The organism is Micromonospora sp. CPCC 205558 (genome assembly GCF_036902955.1).
Classification (GTDB): Bacteria; Actinomycetota; Actinomycetes; order Mycobacteriales; family Micromonosporaceae; genus Micromonospora.
Genome location: NZ_JBAKHR010000017.1, coordinates 22769 through 41866 on the forward strand (window position 1 = coordinate 22769; position 19098 = coordinate 41866).

Here is a 19098-nt window from a genome sequence, read left to right on the forward strand (position 1 = left end):
GCACCGCACCCGCTGCGGCGGCCGTAGGCTGCAAACGCCTACGGCCGCCGCAGTCAGCGAGGGAGCGGGATGCCCGACCACCATTGGGAGACGCTGCCCGCAGCTCTGCGGCTCGCCATCGAGTCGCACACCGGCCCGGTCCGGGCAGCACGCTCGGCGACGGCCGGCTCCGTCTCGAAGTTCGCCGCGACCCTCGACACCGCCACCGGGCACCTCTTCTGCAAGGCCATCCCAACGACGAACCCGCTGGCCCGCATGCATCGCACCGAAGCGCGGCTCAACCCGTGGCTACCCGACATCGCGCCCAGGCTCAGATGGACGGTGGAGGAGGCAGGCTGGTTGGCACTCGGGTTCGACCACGTACCGGGCCGGCACGCCGACCTGTCCCCCGGCTCGACCGATCTCCCGCTCCTCGCCGACACACTGACCGCGCTGGCGCAGTCGCTCACTCCGTGCCCACCGGTCCGGGTCCAGGCCGCCACGAAACGCTGGGAAGGCCGGCTCGACGGCGGCCTGGTCGACGGGGACACCCTCATGCACACCGACGTCACGCCGTTCAACTTCCTCCTCGGCGCCCGCGTGCACGTCATCGACTGGTCTATGCCGTGCCGGGGTGCCGCGTGGCTCGACGCCGCGCTGATGATCGTGCGGCTCATCCGTGCTGGTCACAGCCCGGAGCAGGCCGAGTCGTGGGCGGCTCAGATCCCCGCCTGGAAGCAAGCCGCGCCTCATGCGTTGGACGCATTCGCCGATGCTCTCGCCGCCCTGTGGGAGCAGCGGCGGCAAGAGAGCTGCGCGCCGCATCGCGGGCCGCTCGCGGTAGCCGCCCGCACCTGGGCGACATACCGTCGGCCGCCGCGGTGAACGAGGGGCGGGCCACGGCATCTCCTACGACCTTCCCACCGATCAACACCCTGACGAGAGACATGGACGGCTCGACGAAGGGGTGACGGTGGCGCGCAGCCACGGCGAGAACGCACCCAACACCTACGTTCAGAACGGGCATTGGCCCGAGGCGACCCTTCGTCCCGACGCACCCGGCAGCGCGCACTACGCGCAGGAGTTCGCGCGGCGCCTCGCCGCAGAAGTGCGCGGACGCCCCATCAGCAACCGAGAGCTCGCCAGGCTGGCAGGCCTAAGTCATCCGACCATCGGTTCAGCGCTCAACGGAGACCGGTACGTCGACTTGCGGACCCTCGCCAACCTCGAAGTAGCCCTGGGCGTCGAGCTATACCCCGTTCGCATGTACGAGCGATAAGAGATGAATTAACCCTCTCCTACCGCATGCCGCCCTCGGCGGTCAGCGCGGAGACGTAAGGCCTCGCGATTCGCCGGGGCGGCGTGCGTCATCGGTGGTTACCTCAACTGCTCGGCGCCGCCGCCAGACTTAGGGACGTCGCCGTCGTGGGCGCCTCGGCCAGGGCCGTGGACGACGGTGCTTGGGGTGGTGGCGTGCCGGTCGGGTTGGCCGGCTGGTTGCGCCGGATGAACCGCGCCAGGCCCGCACACCTAGTGCGTTGAGGATGGCCGACACTCGCTGGAAGCTCGTTCGGGGCTGCACTCTGTCACCGCCTTCTCGCATGATGTATAGATGGCGGGTGCTCCGCGCTCACCCGGCGCAACCAAGCGGCGCGGAGCACCCTGACCGACCAGCCAGTCAGCACCGATCGGCGCGGATAACTTTCCTCGACGTCCCTAATGTCGGGAAAGAGGTCCGGAGCAACTCCCGACAACATCGATCGTTGTCGGGACCACCCTCGTGCATCAAGGACGACCGACCGCATGAGCACCGGCCAGCGCGAGCCGCGCCGCAACGCCCGCCCGTACACCGTCGACGAGGACACCATCCGCACTCGGTCCGCCAACCCGGACGCCGCCGAGTACACCCTCTACGTGCGATCCCTGATCAATGACTACCTGGGTTTCGGCGGTCAGGCGAAGGTCCTCGAACACGCCCACAACCGGGGCTTGCACTACCCCGGTCTCAACCGGCAGAAGCTATCCGAGCAGCTCAGCCGCTACCGCCGTGGGCCGACCTGGGAGATGACCGAACTGATCATCGCCTGCCTTCCCGACAGCTGCGACACCGCCGGCATCCGCGCCCTCGCCGCCGGCTGGTACCAGTGCGCCCGCGGTCATCTGCCCGACGGATACAACGGTCCGGTCAGCCGCCCGCCGGGCAAGCCCGGCCAGCGCAACGTCCCGGAAAGCGAACCCGCCATACCGGTCCTGCAACGCCAGGTCGCACGCCTGCAGGAACGCCTGCGCGCGGAGACCGAGCGCCACGTCAGCAACCTGCGAACCTCGGAAAACGCCCGCAACCAGGCGGTCCGCCAAGCCAACCAGCTTGAGGTTCAATTCCATCAGGTCAGGGAGGAACTGCTGAGGGTGCGTAGCATCGCCGCGGAAATCGCGACGATCCGCGAGGAGTACGCGCGCCAGTGCGTCGCGCTGGAACTCCTCGCCGCGCCCGGCCTGCGCACGACACCCATCATCGATTTGCCGCAGCTGCCCGCCACCCACCGCCGGATCCGCTTCGGGCTCCTCGTCGCCACCATCGACGCCCAAGCGCCACCCACCCGTAGGGCCCTGGCACGCTACCTGTGCGTCTACGCCGAATTCGCCGGCATCCCCCCCGCCGAGCTAGCCACCCGGGCAGACATCGCGACCGCGGTGACGACGGACATCCTCGCCGGCCGTCACGTGCCCACCGCCGCCCACGCCACCCGCCTGGCTGACGTCCTCCACTGCGAACCGGACACCCTGCGCCACCTCATCAGCGCCGCCGGCAGCAGCACCGCCCTCGACGAAGACTTCTGGAGCATTGCCCGCTCCGTCGACACCCCACCCCCACCGGAAACGCCGCCCACCGCCGGGGGCGTTGTCGGGATGGATCCCGACAACCCTGTCACACGTCCACACCCCGACCCGACAACCCCGTTGGCCACCCCGATCGTCGACCGGCTGCGCCAAGTCGCCGCCCTTCACCAGCAGGGCGTGATCAGCGACGGCGAACACGCCGAGCAACGTGCCCGGATCCTCGGCGAGCTGTAACGGCCACGATATGCCGCAGACAGTTCCGGTCGCTCACGACGTCTCGGCGGTCTACGTGGTCAGTGAGGTTTGCGGCGCCGCAGGTCGCCTGGCCGACCCGGTCTCGCGGGCCTACTACGACAAAAGATCGCCCAGGGCAAGCACCGTACACGGGCCCTGCTCTGCCTCGCCCGACGGCGGGCCCACGTCCTGTTCGCCGTGCTCCGCGACGAACCCTTCTATGCCGCAGCGCCCGAGGGGAACTGCGACCTGATCGCACCGCTCGACCGTGACGCCCCAGAGTTGCGCGCCGCCGCACACCCCTAGGGCGTCACCGCCTGCGGGGCGCCATCTACCGGCAACGGCGCGTCGACTATCCGCGCAGCCGCAACCGCACAGAGAGATGACCCTGGTGCCGAACCAGGCGCTACCCATCGAGCAATGCCGTACAGCGACGGTACGGTTACTCCTGGCAGTTTGTTGTGGTGGAGGGAGCTTGCTCGTGGTCAAGCGCAGCAGCCGATCTCGGCGCAGGGAACCGATTCGCCGGCCGATTCCAGCAACACGACTGTCCGCCTCGGCGGACAGGGTCACCGACCTGACCGGGCAGCGCCTGGTCGACGGCTGGCCGGTTACCGAGCAGGTGCGAGTGCGGCTGGCCCGCGGCGCGGATATGGCCGCAGTGCGTCGGCTCACCGCGCTGGCCGGTGTCCGTCTCGAGGACGAGGTCGCCGACGACGTGGACGCCGGTGTCGGCGGGGCCGCGTTGCGGGCCGGCTTGGACGGTGGTCCGGACACGTACATGCGATACATGGCCGAGAAGTTCACCGGCCCACAGGCCATGGATCCGAGGAGGCTGCTGCCGCCGGCGACGCTGGTGCTGGTGGCCGAGCACGACCAGCGCGGCGTTGTCGGAGCGGTGGTCGCATACCCGCCGGGTGGTGTGCTCAAGCAGCTGGTCGAGCATCAACGGCAGGCAGGGTTGGGCAGTCAGCAGCTGTTCCAGCTGGTCATGGCCGGAGTGATGTGGATGGTGCGGATCAAGGCGATCGCGGTCGACGAAACGATGCGCGGCCTCGGGATCGGCAGTGCGTTGCTGCACCGCTGCCAGCAGATCTACGCCCACTGCGGCTACATGATCACGTATGGGCAGATGGCCGACAGCCCGGAGCTGGAGCGGTTCTACCGCAGCCACGGCTTCGACGTGCTAGAGCGTGACAGCGGGTTCGACCCATGGGTGGTCCTCGGGGTTCACGCCGAGATCCGCCCCGACCCTGGTGAACGCACGTTCCTCCGGCATCAGAAGGCCAGCGCAAATCGGCGGCCCGGTCGGGTGCCAGCACCACGACGCAGCAGCAGGACCCCATTCGACCCGGGCACCCTGGCCCTGCATGACGATCACCTGCCGACACTGCTGACGCAGGGCTCTGGCGAGTTGCTCGCCATCCAGTTCCTGCCCCTGCTCTGGATCAAGATGGCCGAGGGGCAGCGCGCCAACGCGTGCATCGACGCATGTACGCAGCTGCGGTACGCCTACCAACAGTTCGGGATCGCCGCGCAGATCCTGCCGGTCGGTGTGGTGATCCACGACCCAGACGGCGGTCGTACCCGGTACGCCACCGACGAGCCGAGCTGGCACGACGACACCACCCTGCTCGGGCACACCATCCTGCTACTGCCCGAACACGACAGACTGGTAGATCCGACCATCGAGCAGGTACCGGAGGTCCGCGCACTACGACAAGGTCCGGTCATCGGGCGGCTTCCTGAGCCGAACCGGCAGGCGCTGCATGACGGCAAGACCAGCTTCGCCGTCCAACGCGCTGACCTGCTCATCGAGTACCAGCCAGTCCGGCCCGAGCATCGGGATCGACTGCTGAACGGGCCCCTGCTGGCCCGGAACGATGCCCAGTATCGGCGCGGCGCCGTCAACCTAGCCGCAATGGCCGTACAGGCGTTCCGCGATGCAGGAGCCGCCGACCGCATCCGGCAGACGACCACCTTCCCCCGCCTAACGGCACTGCTCGATGCCATCGGCGACGCTCCGATCGGCGTCGACCAAGTCAGCAGCGATGTGCTAATTCACCTGCCCGGCGGGCCCGTCCCGCTCGACCAAGTCCCGGTCCCCCGTTCCCCGTCGGGGGAATGAGACCTCCGGACGCAGCGCAGCCGGCAGGCTCAAGTACCTCGACGCCGACGCACTCCCCGTTATCCAGGGCGCTCCCACAAACATTGCCAGCGATCGAGGCCCCATTTCGTGGCAGCCGCAGAGGAGGTTAGTGTTTAGTGCGAATGCTGCAGAATTAGGAAGGACGAAGCGGTGGCTAAGCGAGTCATTCATCAACTGGTCGACGACTTGGACGGCGGAAGCGCCGACGAAACCATCAAGTTCGCCCTCGACGGCGTTGAGTACGAGATTGACCTATCGGCCGCGAATGCCGCGAAGCTGCGCGACGCCTTCTCGCCGTACACGGCCCACGGCCTAAAGGTGGGACGAAGCGGCGTCGCACGGTCCGCGCGGGCCACCCGCAGCGCGGCGGGTGTGGTCAGCTCACGAGGTCGCCGTACGGGCGGAGTCGCGAACCGGGATCAGAACAAGGCGATCAGGGACTGGGCCAAGAAGGCCGGCAAGGGCATTTCGGATCGAGGCCGGATCCCTCGGGAAATTGTCGCCGAGTATGACGCGACGGCTGGTCGCTGATCACCTGTTCAACGCTGCATTGACTACTTGCCGTCCTAGGCTGGCGGGGTGGACGGCACCGGCACGCCTGCAGGTGGGGCGCGGCAACGCTTGACCTCGCAGCCTGGCCACCTCACCGTGCTGCACGAGGTTCCACTTGACTCGCGGCGGCATCGATTTCTAGGGCGGCGTGCCACCTTGCTGTTCGCGCCACCGCCCTGCGGACTGGGCGCGCAAGAGACGATCGACCATCGCCGCGGCCTCGTCTTTCGAGTCGTACGTCCAGCGCAGCATCTGCCCGGTCTCACTGTCTCCGGTACGAGCTACCACCTTCCATCGCGTCTGACGGATCAACCAGACATCGCGCCGAGTCAGGCGTCCCCAGACGCCGTTCCACCACCGCCTCACTACCTCCTCCGCCACCACCGAATCGTACATGCGTTCGATCGCGGAACTTCAGATGAGCGGTCGGGTGGATTGGCCTCGTCGTTTGCCCGTTTTTGCCGGTAAGGCCCAGTCGCCTCCGACCGGCACCGAGGGTGGCTCAGCACTGCTCGAACATCAAGTCATTCCCCGGCCTCCAGAAGCGGCAGCCCGTCGGGCAAGGCGCCCTCGGATGCGCTTAGGCGTCATCGCCGGGGTATTCCCAAACACCGATTACGGTGCGGCGTGTGCCGGCGTCAAGCATGGCCTGGCTGCGGTGCCGCCCGTTAATGTACGGTCCGCCCTCGCCGCGCAGCGGCTGGATCGGATCCGTGAAAAGACTCGCCGCCGCCTCCATCGTCCACTCGTCGAGGCGATGCTCGTCGCTTAGCGTCCGCAACGCGTCGAGCAGGCGGTACAGCTGATCGTCCTCGCCGTCGTCCGTGGGCTCCGTGGGCCTGGCCTCGACGCGGGCCAGTGCGCGGATCGCGGCTTCGGAAGCGGCACCCCAGTCACCGTCGTGATAGGAGCAGCATCCGCGGCCGCGGCGCCTCGGTGCCACTTGACGGCCGACACGCCGCCACCACGGCGCTCCCGATGGCATGCAGGGCGGATCGCCGTGCAGATCGGGTCGGGGGAGGCCGACCACTGCGGCGACTGCGTACCGCATCCGGCCCTCCTGCGGCCGCGCTGGCTCGATGTAGCCGTCTCCGCGCGACACGTCGACCGGACCCCCGACCAGCACGCGCAGCTCTGCCTCGCTTAGCCGCGGCCCCCACCTCGGCGCACCCACCGTGTGGGGGCCAGCGGCGGTAAATCCATAGTGCATCAATCCAAGGTCCTTGCTATCGAGCAGCTGATGCGCGATAAAGATCGGCGGATCCTGCTCATCCGGGCAGTGCCGCTGCCAGATCGCCGCGACAAACCGCTCCGCCCCGTTCATTAAAGCCGCGCCCTCGCGGTCAGTCTGCGTCGCCAACGCGACCGGTCGCACGCCGCTCCGGGCGAATAGCTGGAGCCGGAAGCTTGAGTTCCCCACCCGGAACATGTGCTCGTCGACCGTACGGTCGCGGACACCCGCCTGCTCGCGCAGCAGCGGCAGGTCACGTATCGGACCCTCAGGCACCTCCGCTTGATTCATGTCTATAACGGTAAGCCGTCCCCTCGACGATCGGTCTCCATGCCGGCGCAGTCCGTGGGAACGTTCCACGGGCATGCATATCAACCTTGGCGAGCGCACCGCTGGCGCCACACCTTGCGGTCGCAGATCGGATGTAGACCCGTTTCTGAGCGCATCGCGCGTGAGGCTGTCTGCCGGTGCCTGCTCTTGTTAAGCAACGCGCCGGGCAAGGGGTGCGCCGAGACAGAGTCCCGAGCGCGTACCTTGCTGGCTGTCCGGCCGGGCACCGGCGCGTGCGAGAGGGGCGACGATGAGCGAAACCGATACCGTAACCATCGCGGGAGTGCCGGTGCGCTACCACGACGAGTACGAGCTAAGCGTAGAGAGCGACTACGAGCAGGTCCATCAAGACCATAAGCATGACAACGAGCACCTAGAAGGGCTCGACCGCGAGCCGGGCACCACTACCGCGCTGTACGCCGTGGCTAGTGCTCGCTACCTGGCGGAAAAGGCCGGGACGTTGAGCGACGCGCTGCGCGAGCCGTACGCGCTGCGGACCACTCGGGACGTCGACGCGGTGGTGGCAGCGCTCGGGCAGCACATCGATGCCCTCGCTGGCGTCGCCGAGGGGCTGGGCGTATGGCTCGACGCGGCGCATCAGCGCGGCGAGCTCGCCGGCGAGCCGGACGCCGCACGAGCAGAGTTGAACGAGGCAGCCGACCTTCTGCGAGACGCCAAGCTGCCTTTGCACAGGGTGGCTGCGCCGGATGACCGTAGTCCTGCGCTCGATATGGACACCCTGATCTTGGGGGTCGTAGAGCACCTACGATCCCGTGGTATCGAGGTTACCGACGTGCATGTCTTCGAATCGGAGACCCGTTGGGGGTTGGGAAGAGACCGACACCTGTCCCTGAGCAGCGAGGCCAGCTGGCAACTACTCTTCCCGACCGAAAGCGGGTCAACTTGGAAGCCTGTCTCATTCGGGCTGTACTGCTGGTACGCGCATCCGGAGCAGATCGCCGAACTGGTCGCCAGGACTCTGGCCGACGCGGAGGGGTGACGGAGGAACACAGCCTGGGCATACACGGGAACATCTGCAGTTCCCCGCCCAACTAGGCGGTTCGGGCCACCGTCAGTCGGCACCGATAGAGCGGCGCTGCTCGCACGGGGGAACGAGCAGCGCCGTCCCATCGACGATACTTCACCCCCCGTAGAACCGCTGCCCTCGAAAGAAGCGGCCAGTCCCATGCGAAGACGCCCCGACAGCCCCAGCACTCGGGCTCCCCATGGCGGCCAACTAGGCATGTCGTCGAACCTCTAGCGTGCGTCACGCCAACCGGACTCCGGCAGAGTCGCGGAGTCAACCGGACTTCGACGGGGTGGCCGCGTCTCGGTTGGCGCTGGTCATCCGCTCCCTGAACCGCCTCCTGTCCGGTCGTCCTTTCCCATGACAGTCGTCGGCCGACTGCTACCATCGGAACCTCTTCGGCCTCACACCGCGTTCGCGGCGTGAGGTTGGGAACGTTGGTTGTTTCACGCGGCCGGGGGGTTGCCACTTCGTTCGTTCGCGGACGTTGTTCCCCCGGCCGTTCCAGCCGCTGGCCACTCGCGGGCAGGAACAGACATGGAGATCCGGTACATCGGTGGCCGACCACACACCGACATTGCCGGCGCAGCCGAGCTGACCCGCCGGTCCGAGGCGACCGTCCGACTCAAGACATCGCCAAAGCAGCGAGAGCAGGATTCCGGCTGGCCCGCGCCGGTTAAGCAGGACAAGAAGTCATGGTTTCCCGTCGATGAGCTGGAAAACGTCCGAGACATCCTCCTGCCGCAGATCGTCGAGGCGGGGCAAGCACGCGTTCACTGCGTCGACCTCGTCGGCGATCCAGAGGCACTGATCTCCGCGACCGAGTTTCGGAAGATTCTCGGCATCAGCCAAGGGACATGGGACTACTACGTCGGCCTCAGCAGGGCGGCGTGGGACCGCGGCGAGGATGGCTACCTTCCCCGGTTCGACGTCGAAGAGCCGGCACCCGCACAGGGAATGATCCGATACTGGAAACGCCACCGAGTGCAGGCGTGGATCAACAGTAGAACGGGGAAGGTTCAGCGCCCCGAGGGGTGCGACGTAAGCCAGCCTCCAGGGCAGCAATCGCCGGCGTCCGCCCCTACTTCCCGCCACTAGCCCCGAGCGCAGCCCTCGTCGTCGCTGCGGCTGGAATCGGCCTCCGGCCGATGGCCTCCCGCCGGGTCAGCGTCCCGCCGCTGAACCGCGGCGCCTCGCCGGCGAGGCAGGCTCCGGGACGAATCAGAGCAGCGCCGATTCTTCCCGGCGACCTGCCCCAAGGGGCACCATGTTCGGGGGTGAGCCGCAAGCCCACACCCCGGGCTTGCCCCTCACCCCCGAACATGGTGGATCGAAGATCAGGCCGCCGGGAAGAATCTTCAACATCGCGCACGGATGCGCGAAAAGCGCCCCAAGGCACCCGCAGGAATAACGCAAAACCATGGCAATCATGTATCCTTAAATACATTGGCCATGGCGACCCGGCCGCGCCGAATTCGCCCATTAGAAAGGCGACCAATGCCGCTCCTGCACGTCCAGTTTCCACGTCGCCAGCCCGAGGCGCACCGCACCGATTGCAGCAAACCCCGCACTAAGCGCTATCGGCGACCAGGCATCATTCAGAACACTTATGAGGTCGCCACACGCCGTGACCTCATCCTCGCACTTCGCCCGGAGACAGAGCCCACCGACTGGCAGCAGCACCTCGACTCCATTGACCTCACCTGCTGGTGCATGTGGGCCGTACGAAGCGAGCCCTACACGAAAGCCCAGTTGATGACGCTGGGGCGTCACCACCTCCACAACAGCCTGTCTGACGTGCTACGCAGCCTCGACCGCAGCCAGATGCGCAACGGCGAGCTGGCGGACCTAGCCTCAGATGCCAACGACGCCACTCTCATCGAAGTTCTTGAGACTATCGATGCGGCAACCGCCGCTTTGCGGCAGGCACAGCGGCAACTCATTCCACGCCCCTCACGAGCCCTCCCGCCACCCGCCGCCGGACCAACAGAGAATGATGCCCTAATCACTCAAAAGATCCTTCGGGAAGATGGTTCCGACTAGACGCAGCGGCATTGCGTCATGTATCATTAAATACATGAGGGAGGGGCGGCAACCCCCGACCTAATACCAACGATTCCCGACCGAAGGAAATCACCGTGAGTGGAACGCTCGACACCATTCCCCTGACCGCCCGACACGCCAGCCTGGCAGATCTGACCACCATCCTCAACGAGCAGCACAGCCACAAGCTCGACATCGTCGCCGGCACCGGAATGCTTCGCGCCGAAGCCGGCCACCTGCGCATCACCGGCGCAGAGCCGATCCTCACCGACACCGGCGTCACCCCCTCCGATGGGCTGTACCTGCCCACCGAAATCGGCGACGCTGGACTCGGCGAAAAGCTCGGCATCCCCACCGGCTACCTGCGCAAGACCCGCGCCCAGGCCCTGCACCTCTACGACGCCAACGTCAACGGCTGGCTTGATCTCCAGCACGGGAAGCGATACCTCGCCCGCTGCCTGTCCGACGGCAACGGCGGCGGAATCCTGCGCGCCTTCCTCAGCGACGGTTACAAGATCATTGACCACCTCGACGTTCTGATGTCGGTGTTGTCCGGCATCCGCGAGTCCGGGTTGCGGGTGGAGCTCGCGTGCGACCTGAGCGAGCGGCGCATGGTCGTCCGGGTTCACTCCGAGGCCATCAAATCCCTCGCCCCCACCCTGCTGCGCAACTACCGCAGCCCTTTCACCGGGGCGACCGGCGCGGACAACCCGACCGTCTTCGCCGGGCTCGTCTTCACCAACAGCGAAACCGGCGGCGGCGCGATGACCGTTACCCCGCGCATCGTCGTCCAGGTTTGCGACAACGGCGTCACTATCACCAAGGATGCGCTTCGCGCCGTGCACCTCGGCGCGAAGATGGATGAGGGCACGATCCGGTGGAGCAACGACACCCACGAGGCAAACCTCAGTCTCATCGGTAAGCAGGCCCGCGACGCCGTGCGCCGCTTCCTCGACGTTCGCTACATCCGCCGGAAGATCGAGGAGATTGAGGAGACGGCAGGCCGGCGTATCCCCGACCCGGACCACACCATTCGGGTCGTTGGGCAGCGGCTGCGTTTCACCGAGGAGGAGCAGCGGCTGATCCTGAACCACTTCATCGACGGCGGGGACCGCACCGCCGGCGGGATGCTGCACGCGGTCACCAGCGCCGCGCAGACGCTCAGCGACCCCGACGCCGCCTTCGACATGGAAAGCGTCGGCGTACGCGCCATGGAGATCGCAGCCACGGTCTGACCGACCCCGCCGGGTGCCGCTCGCACGGCACCCGGCCCCTCGGCCGCGCCAGCTCATCGCCGGCTCGTCAGTGATCTCGGGTCCGCACCCGTACGCGGTACTCCGCGTGCCGCCTCGCAATGTCCTTCCACCCTTGATGGAGCAACCATGCCTATGTTCATCGGGCTGCCTCACGGTGTGTCGCTACCCCGCAACCTCCGCGAGCCCGACGCTCGGCACCTCGTATCCGTTCTCGCCCGCACCTTCCATTGGACCGGCCCCCTGTTCGGCCGCATCGAGGTTGAGGCATACCTCCAAGCCCAGACCGACGACCCGGCCAGCCTCCCTAGCCCGGCGCTGAGCGACGACGACTGGCAGCGCGTACAGGCGACCGCCGCGTGGAGGAGCCTTCCCGCTGCTGCCCACCGTGCGATCGCCACGGCGGACATCATCGGTCGCGCCCTTCGGCAAGCGGGCCGGTGTTGCGCTGACTGCGACATCCTCATTTCCGGTCCGCCGACCGCCAACTGGGGTCTATGCCCGATCTGCTTGAACCGCGCGGAGATCACCGATCTGCAGTGTCGCCCCTGCCCGGCAGGCGACGGCGCGAGCCCGCACCGCTGGGATGACGGCACATGCGCTGGCTGCACGATGCCGTCCCCGCCCAGCCGCCCGCACCTCACCGCCCTACCCACAGCGGCCTGACCGATCGAACACCGTTCCTTGACAACTCCACAGCGCACGGCGCGCAGCCCGCCACCGCCGCTACCAACAACAACCCCGCAAGCCCCGGCGCGCTCTGGACGGCAACCCCGGACGCGACCGGACAACCAACACACCCACAGCCCGAAGGGAGCACGAACCGTGCTTACGGAAACCACACCCGCACAGCAGCTCGACCCACCGGCTGAGACCGAGGCCCCGAACAGCCCCCAAGACGCCGCACCCCTGACCGAAGCCGCCGAGGCGACCACTACCGATGTCGACGTCGAGGAAACTGACGAGGCCCAGGAAGCCCCCGCCCTGCCCGGCCGGCACTGCATGGTCCGGGTCAAGAACATCCAGCCGAACCCCGGCAACGCCCGCGACGATGCGCAGGCCCTGCCCGGCATCGTGCAGAACCTGCACCAGGACGGCGTTCGCGGCCTCCTCTCACCCCTCATCGTCGTCCCGCTCGGACCGGACGAGGACGGCCCGTATCTGATCATCGACGGCGAGCAGCGTTACCGGTCCGCCGTCGAAGCAGACCAAGAGTGGATCCAGGTCATCGTGCGCGAAGACCTGGCCGCGAACCGCGAGCAAATCATCAGCATGCTCCGGCAGGTTCACCGTACGGAACTCACCGCAACTCAGCAGGCCCGAGCCATCGAACAACTCGCCCTCGACGGCATGAGCGACAAGGACATCGCTGAGCGCACCGGCTACCAACCGGAGCACATCAAGGCCGGCCGGCAACTCGCCACCCTAGACAAGCGCACCGCCGAGCGCACGCAGACCCTCGGCCTGGACCTCACTCAGGTCGCCGCGCTCGCGGAGTTCGCCGACGAACCCAACCGCGTCGAAAGACTGCTAGAGGAGGCCGAAGAAGGTCCGTTCGCGTTCGCCCGTGCGGTAGAGCACTATCGCGGCGTCCGCGCCGCCATCGCCGCAGAGGCAGCCCGCCGCGCCGAACTCGCCACCGCCGGGGTGACGCTGCTGTCCGAACACCCTCGGTACAACGACCCCAAGATCAAGGAGGTTACCGACCTGCGCGACGCCGAAGGCAACCGCGTCGACGCCGAGGCGCACAGCGACTGCCCAGGGCACGCTGTTCGGCTGTTCCTCGCCTACGGCGACCATCTGTCGGAGACGAGCTACTGCACCGACTGGCGCAAATACGGCCACGCCCTTCCCGCCCACGCTGTCACCTCCACTCGCAGCGGTCCCATGACCGAGGAGGAGAAGGCGGAACGGCGGCTGGTCATCGGGAACAACAAGGCCATGGAGATCGCCAACAATGTCCGCCGCGAATGGCTGGCCACGTTCCTGACCGCCAAGACCCCTCCCAAGGGCACGGCAAAGCTGATCGCGGACATGCTGGCCGACTCCGGCTACATCCTTTCCACCTGGGTCAACGGCGGCCGGAAAATGCTCGACGACCTTCTGTCGCCGGGCAAGGCCAAGCGTCCCGGCACCAAGCGCGTTCCCGCCCGGGGCGTCAGCGACGGCCGCTACTCCGTCATCTCCCTCGCAGCCATCGCCGCCGCCAACGAAAGCGGCATCACCCGATCCTCCTGGCGGGCACCCGACCCGGCGGTCGCCAAGTGGTTGCAGTGGTGCGTCGCTAACGGCTTCCAGGTCGGCGAGGTCGAACAGCTCATCATCGACGGCGTCGCTAACCGCACGAAGCAGCGCGCCAGCCTCAGCGTCGTCGCCACCCCAGAGCCCGACGACCTGCTGATCGAAGGCGACGCCGACACCACCACCACCAGCGCGGACGGACCGGACGATGGGCCGACCCGCGCCCTCCGGGACGACAGCGACCAGCCCTCGGGCTCCGAGGTGGAAAGCACGCTCGCCGCATAAGCCTGCCGGTCGGGGGCCATACCAGGCCCCCGACCGGCACGGCCACCAACACTGCAACGGCCGCGCCGACACCCCTGGTCGTTCGCCGCGTCACCGAGCACCGCCAAACCTGACGTGCGGTGACGGAACCGGGCCGCATCGAGCGCCCCGGCTCCGACGAGGGGCGCTCACGCGCCGCCCCCTCGCCTCCCCCGGCTCGGCGCTCACCCGCCGTCCGACCGGCACGCAAAGACCACATCACCACAGGCCACGCTCCGAACGGACCGACATGCCCTCAAAGATTCCCCCCTCCCTCCCTGGATCGGGCAGCTCTGCCGACCGCCTGCACGTTGTCCAATACTCAGGAGGCATCGCGAGCTGGGCCGCCGCGCAACGCGTCGCCGCCCAACACGGCACCGACCGCCTGGTCTTACTCTTCGCTGACGTCCTCACCGAAGACCCTGACCTGTATCGCTGGCTGGGCGACAGCAGCGCCCAGCTCGGTGTTCCCATCACTCGCGTTGCTGACGGCCGCACCCCCTGGCAGCTCTTCCAGGACGTGCGCTACCTCGGCAACAGCCGCGTCGCGCCCTGCACTCTCGCCCTGAAAATCCGACCGTGCCGCCAGTGGCTCGAAACCCACGCAGACCCGGACTCCACCACCCTGTACATCGGACTCGACGCCTCACCCCGCGACCGGCGGCGCTCCCCCGCCATCGCCGCCGGCTGGTATCCCTGGGCGACTAGCTTCCCCCTGCTGGACCCGCCGCACCTGAGCAAAGACGACTTGTTGGCCTGGGCGCGTCGACTCGGGCTACGCCCACCGCGGCTGTACGACCTCGGGCTACCGCACAACAACTGCGGCGGAGCCTGCGTCCGGGCCGGTAAGAACCACTGGGCGCGGCTGCTGCAGGTACTCCCTGACCACTACGCCATCGCCGAAGCAGCGGAAAACCAGCTACGCGACCAACTCGGTGATGTCGCCATCCTCACCGAACAGCGCCAACGGCAACGCCACCGGCTCCCCCTGTCCGAGCTGCGCCGGCGCCTCGCCGCCGGTCGACAGCCATGACCGTCGCGCCGCCGCATCGCAAACGATGACAGGCGGTGCCAGCGCCTGGGTCACCGCCGGAGGTAAGCAGCACAGCCCTCAACCGGTCGACGCGGTCTGCCGCCGATCCGGCCCGTACCCCTTCCGGTTGCCGGACCCAGCTTTCGACCTCGGTCCGCGCCGGTCCCGACCGTTGCTCCCGCAGGCACCGGCCGCCCCGGCCGCTCGCTACGCTCGCAACCAGCCGCGACGGCCTGCCAGCTTCGTTGTCTGCCCCTCCCCAGGCCGCTGGCCATCGATTAGAACCACCGCCCCACAACCGCCGTTCGGGCCTGGACACAAACCCGTCAACCGGGTATAGTAATAGTTGTTCGGATGAGGAGGCGAACCCTCACCGGAACCCACACACCTGCCCCAAGGAGGCGGACATGCCGCCCACCCCCCTTACCGACTCCGAGCGTGCGACGGCACGCCACCTGCCGCTGTGCGGCCACTGGCAGTGCGCCGCAACACGTCCGCAACCACTCGACGCACGGGCGGACGTGGTGCTGATCTGCGACTGCGCCGGCCGACAGCACCTGTTCCGCGACGGTACCGCCAACGGCCTGGTAGTCACGGTCGATGGCGACCAGTGGTCGCTGACCCGCGAGCGGTACACCCACGTCGCCTCGGCCGACGGCGAGAGCTGGGAACTGGTTGCCGAGTCGACCCCGGTGTGCGTCGGGGGCTGGCAGGCATCGCGACGCGAGTACGTGGCGCGGCACCTGCCGAGCGGGCGGATCATTGCGCGCTGGGACACGCAGTACGGGCTGCTGGCCCGGACCGCCCGCCGCTACCTTCGCCTCGCCGCTCGCGGGCCATCGAGCCAGTGACACCCCGCGAGCCGGCCACCACCAGGCCGCGCGACACCACCGCTCGCACCGCCGCACATCGCCGGACAGGGCAACGGCCGGGGGGTTAGTTTGGCGAACTCCCCCCGGCCGCCTGGTGCCGACGCCACACAGGCCCCCAAAGGCCCATACGCCGAGCACGTGCCGCCCATCCTACGACACCCCCCATCGGCCACCGGAGCAGGAAAGTGATCAACGTACGTGTCGGGCGGCTCGCGCAGCCCCTACGGCCGCCCAGCCGGTGGATGCGGCATCATCGGCGCATGCCCACCCGCAATCCCGACGACAGCAGCCGCGTAGGCCGTGCCGAGGCCGCAGCGATGCTCGGCATCTCCCTCAGCCACCTGGACAAGCTCTACGGCGAGCGGGCCACCAACGGCTTTCCCGAACGCGTCGACGGCACCAAATGGCTCGCTGAAAGCATCGCCTCCTACCAGCTGCCCCGAGTCAGAGCCCGACGCGCCGCGAGCGCCGCCGTAGACCGCAGCGGCGATCCTGACGAGCTCGTGAACAGCGCCACCGTCGCGCGCATGCTGGGCTACCGAAGCGCCGATTCACTACAAGGACAGAACCGAATCTGGCCGCTCCTGCTTGAGCGTGTCGACGACGAATCTCTCACCCCCACGGGCCGTAAGCGGCGGCGTTGGAAGCGCCGCACGGTGTGGGAGATCGCCGACAGCCGCACCGGGCAAGGCGCACCCCACACCGGGCGCCCCCGCGCCACACCCCAGGGCCACCCCGACCGCTCCGGTGATCCCGATGAACTGGTTGGCGCCCCCGAGGCCGCACGCGTCCTCGGATACAACAGCCCAAACGCCCTGCCCGACGACGTGCTTCGCCAAGCCGACGAAGACAACGTCGGCCCCAGAGGCCGCCACCGCCGCAGATGGAAGCGCGCGACGCTGTGGGCGATCCTCGATCATGCAGAGCAGCGCCGGTAGCTCGCCCAACGGGGCTCGAATCTGGCAACACCCACGCCAATTCATCGGGTGTTGCCGGGTTTCAGGCCCGGTCCTAGCGGACCGGAAACCGGAAGCGGCCTGCGGCCGCACTGCTCAAAACCCCTTCTCCTTCGGTGGGGGCCGAACAGGCTAGCGACGTGCTCGCTCCGGTCAAGTCCGGCCGCGGCTCGCAAAACATCATGCACACCCCGCATGATCTTTTCCTCGAAACCCCGCGCCCGAACTTGACCTCCACTGCGCGCGCCACGGGTCGAGTGAACTCGCCCCCACCGCCGGAAGAAGTGGGGGGACGCACCACGGCCGCACCCCGCGCGCTGGTCGGCGTAGCCACCGGCATTTCTCTCGGCAAGATCACCAAAATCTGACGTCCGAACAGGCCAAGCAGGGTAGCCACGGAACGCAAGAACGGGTAAAGTAATAGTTGTTCGGAGGGGACGGCGAACCCCCACCGCACACCACACAAACCCCCAACCAAGGAGACGCATGGGTATCCATGACTACCCCCTGCCGATGGCAGACAAGTACGGTTGCAGAATCTGCGGCCGATCCCTGACGGCCGTTACCACCAGGGACGAGGTGTTTTTCCTCCACCCCGGCCGCAGCTTCGAAGACCACGATCCGGACCCCGTCCCGCTCGCGCAACTTGCCAATTGGCAGCCCGTTTGTGACTTCTGCTCGGCACCGCATCCCGTGGCAACCTTCGCCTTTGAAAACGTCGACCTATCGGTATCAACCGACCGCGCCGACGCGCAGTTGCACAACTTCGGCAACAAGTGGGACGCGTGCGAGACGTGCGCGCGCCTGGTCGAGAAGCGGAACCCCGAAGGTCTCACCCAACGCGCCTACAAGCGCTTTAGCCGCCGAGACGGAACAATTTCGGTGCAAGTCCTGCGCTCCATGCACCGGGCGTTGTTCACCGCGACACCCATCACGCCCGCCCGGCAACCGATTGCGGCGACCGACAGCACCACTCATCGCGGCAGCGCCGGCAGCGCCGACGCGGCCCCCGCTCCCGAGGTGCGATCACTCCGCCCGCAGATCCTGCCGAAGGTGCGAGACAGGCTCGTGCGCTTTTGGCGGAACGCCGGCCCGGCGCACCTACTTGACGCGCTCGCCCGAGGCGAGACGTACAAGGTCTCCGGACACATGCTGCCTGGCGCTCCTCTGGACGCGCCAGCCGTCATCGTCGACCGCCACAATCCCGAACTGCTGCGGCAGCATTGCGCCCTCATGGCCAACCACGCCGAAAACGCGCGCATCTTCTGGATCGACCCCGACTTCACCGCCCTGGCCGCGCACGCGGCACGCGACCTCCCCGACGTTCGCATCGAGCAGATCGAGATGCCCGCCCCTGACGGACTGCTCATCTGGCACACGCCCGTATACCAGCCCACCGAGCCGATTACCGGCCTCGTGGTGCCGGTCGTCGCCGCACAATGGGGGCCGGTCCCCGGTGGCCTCTGGGTCACGTTCTACGGCCCCGCCGACGGCCTCATGCAAGGCCAGCGGCTCACCGAGCCCGAATTGCAGAAGTTCCGCGAGGATATCGGCTGGCTAGTCCCCATGAGCACCGGCGTAGGGCTGCGTTTCGGCCAGCCCTACGCGCCCGCCAGCGAACAGACCCGCCTCATGCTGTGCTCCCTGATCGCCACGTGGATCCTCACCACACAGCCCGACGCGGAGATCACCGACGCGCCCGCCGACAAGGCGACCCGCAAGGCGTACCAACGCGCCAACCGGCCCGCCCCACTCGTACGACTCGTGCGACTGCGCCGCAAGCAGCAGCCACGACGCGACGCCACCGACGACACACCAACGCGCGTCTACACCCACCGATGGTGGGTCAAAGGGTTCTACCGGGAACAGCCCTACGGCCCCGGCCGCGCACTACGCCGCCGCACCTACGTGCGCCCGCACATCAAGGGGCCGGACGACGCACCGCTGATCTTTAACCAGAAGGTGCACGTGCTCGGCAACCCCAGGAACCAGAACGAGCAGTGAGAGTGAAAGGGGGAGTCGCCGCACGCGACTCCCCCTGATCTCCCCACTCT

General features: G+C 67.7%; 16 protein-coding genes. 15 read left to right on the forward strand and 1 reads right to left on the reverse strand.

The annotated features are described in order from the left end of the window. Positions 1-69 precede the first annotated feature (69 nt). From V6U86_RS19880 to V6U86_RS19900, 5 genes are all read left to right on the forward strand, one after another. The gene (locus tag V6U86_RS19880; protein ID WP_334505351.1) at positions 70-864 is read left to right on the forward strand and encodes a phosphotransferase; all 795 of its coding nucleotides are present in this window, start codon (positions 70-72) and stop codon (positions 862-864) included. Between the two features lie 223 nt (positions 865-1087). Then, positions 1088-1258 carry a helix-turn-helix domain-containing protein gene (locus V6U86_RS33425; protein ID WP_442934980.1) on the forward strand — a complete coding sequence of 57 codons (171 nt, stop codon included), beginning with the start codon at positions 1088-1090 and terminating at the stop codon, positions 1256-1258. Positions 1259-1782: 524 nt separating this feature from the next. Continuing rightward, positions 1783-3054, forward strand: a complete 1272-nt coding sequence (locus V6U86_RS19885; protein ID WP_334505352.1) for a helix-turn-helix domain-containing protein — start codon at positions 1783-1785, stop codon at positions 3052-3054. A 481-nt stretch (positions 3055-3535) separates the two neighbouring features. Next, positions 3536-5182, forward strand: a complete 1647-nt coding sequence (locus tag V6U86_RS19895; protein WP_334505353.1) for a GNAT family N-acetyltransferase — start codon at positions 3536-3538, stop codon at positions 5180-5182. A 171-nt stretch (positions 5183-5353) separates the two neighbouring features. Next, a complete protein-coding gene (locus V6U86_RS19900) occupies positions 5354-5734 on the forward strand; it encodes a histone-like nucleoid-structuring protein Lsr2 (RefSeq protein ID WP_334505354.1) in 381 nt (126 codons plus the stop codon). Positions 5735-6335: 601 nt separating this feature from the next. On the opposite strand, the gene V6U86_RS19905 is transcribed toward V6U86_RS19900, so the two are convergent. Further along, positions 6336-7277, reverse strand: coding sequence for a hypothetical protein (locus V6U86_RS19905; protein WP_334505355.1), 942 nt, complete (start codon positions 7275-7277; stop codon positions 6336-6338). Between the two features lie 289 nt (positions 7278-7566). Here V6U86_RS19905 and V6U86_RS19910 point away from each other — a divergent pair, with 289 nt between their 5' ends. The 10 genes from V6U86_RS19910 to V6U86_RS19955 all read left to right on the forward strand — a co-directional run bounded on the left by V6U86_RS19910 (position 7567) and on the right by V6U86_RS19955 (position 19048). Beyond that, entirely contained in the window at positions 7567-8316 is a 750-nt protein-coding gene (locus V6U86_RS19910) for a hypothetical protein (protein WP_334505356.1), read from the forward strand. 564 nt (positions 8317-8880) lie between these two features. Next, complete coding sequence (locus V6U86_RS19915) at positions 8881-9441, forward strand: hypothetical protein (RefSeq protein WP_334505357.1); 561 nt, start codon at positions 8881-8883, stop codon at positions 9439-9441. 399 nt (positions 9442-9840) lie between these two features. Next, entirely contained in the window at positions 9841-10386 is a 546-nt protein-coding gene (locus tag V6U86_RS19920; RefSeq protein ID WP_334505358.1) for a hypothetical protein, read from the forward strand. Between the two features lie 95 nt (positions 10387-10481). Continuing rightward, the gene (locus V6U86_RS19925; protein ID WP_334505359.1) at positions 10482-11621 is read left to right on the forward strand and encodes a DUF932 domain-containing protein; all 1140 of its coding nucleotides are present in this window, start codon (positions 10482-10484) and stop codon (positions 11619-11621) included. Positions 11622-12464: 843 nt separating this feature from the next. Next, entirely contained in the window at positions 12465-14165 is a 1701-nt protein-coding gene (locus V6U86_RS19930) for a ParB/RepB/Spo0J family partition protein (RefSeq protein WP_334505360.1), read from the forward strand. A 268-nt stretch (positions 14166-14433) separates the two neighbouring features. Then, positions 14434-15216: a hypothetical protein gene (locus tag V6U86_RS19935; RefSeq protein WP_334505361.1), complete on the forward strand. Its 783-nt coding sequence runs from the start codon at positions 14434-14436 to the stop codon at positions 15214-15216. A 407-nt stretch (positions 15217-15623) separates the two neighbouring features. Then, positions 15624-16067 (forward strand): hypothetical protein, encoded by a 444-nt coding sequence (locus V6U86_RS19940; RefSeq protein ID WP_334505362.1) that lies wholly within the window; start codon positions 15624-15626, stop codon positions 16065-16067. A gap of 281 nt (positions 16068-16348) precedes the next feature. Then, positions 16349-17026: a hypothetical protein gene (locus tag V6U86_RS19945; RefSeq protein ID WP_334505363.1), complete on the forward strand. Its 678-nt coding sequence runs from the start codon at positions 16349-16351 to the stop codon at positions 17024-17026. A gap of 158 nt (positions 17027-17184) precedes the next feature. Further along, complete coding sequence (locus tag V6U86_RS19950) at positions 17185-17412, forward strand: hypothetical protein (protein ID WP_334505364.1); 228 nt, start codon at positions 17185-17187, stop codon at positions 17410-17412. 118 nt (positions 17413-17530) lie between these two features. Further along, complete coding sequence (locus V6U86_RS19955) at positions 17531-19048, forward strand: hypothetical protein (protein ID WP_334505365.1); 1518 nt, start codon at positions 17531-17533, stop codon at positions 19046-19048. Positions 19049-19098: the final 50 nt, after the last annotated feature.

Bases quoted from the DNA above. Each gene is read 5' to 3' on its own strand.
- V6U86_RS19880 (WP_334505351.1), top strand. From the start codon at position 70: ATGCCCGACCACCATTGGGAGACGCTGCCCGCAGCTCTGCGGCTCGCC.
- V6U86_RS19885 (WP_334505352.1), top strand. From the start codon at position 1,783: ATGAGCACCGGCCAGCGCGAGCCGCGCCGCAACGCCCGCCCGTACACC.
- V6U86_RS19905 (WP_334505355.1), bottom strand. From the start codon at position 7,277: ATGAATCAAGCGGAGGTGCCTGAGGGTCCGATACGTGACCTGCCGCTG.
- V6U86_RS19910 (WP_334505356.1), top strand. From the start codon at position 7,567: ATGAGCGAAACCGATACCGTAACCATCGCGGGAGTGCCGGTGCGCTAC.
- V6U86_RS19915 (WP_334505357.1), top strand. From the start codon at position 8,881: ATGGAGATCCGGTACATCGGTGGCCGACCACACACCGACATTGCCGGC.
- V6U86_RS19920 (WP_334505358.1), top strand. From the start codon at position 9,841: ATGCCGCTCCTGCACGTCCAGTTTCCACGTCGCCAGCCCGAGGCGCAC.
- V6U86_RS19935 (WP_334505361.1), top strand. From the start codon at position 14,434: ATGCCCTCAAAGATTCCCCCCTCCCTCCCTGGATCGGGCAGCTCTGCC.
- V6U86_RS19940 (WP_334505362.1), top strand. From the start codon at position 15,624: ATGCCGCCCACCCCCCTTACCGACTCCGAGCGTGCGACGGCACGCCAC.
- V6U86_RS19945 (WP_334505363.1), top strand. From the start codon at position 16,349: ATGCCCACCCGCAATCCCGACGACAGCAGCCGCGTAGGCCGTGCCGAG.
- V6U86_RS19955 (WP_334505365.1), top strand. From the start codon at position 17,531: ATGGGTATCCATGACTACCCCCTGCCGATGGCAGACAAGTACGGTTGC.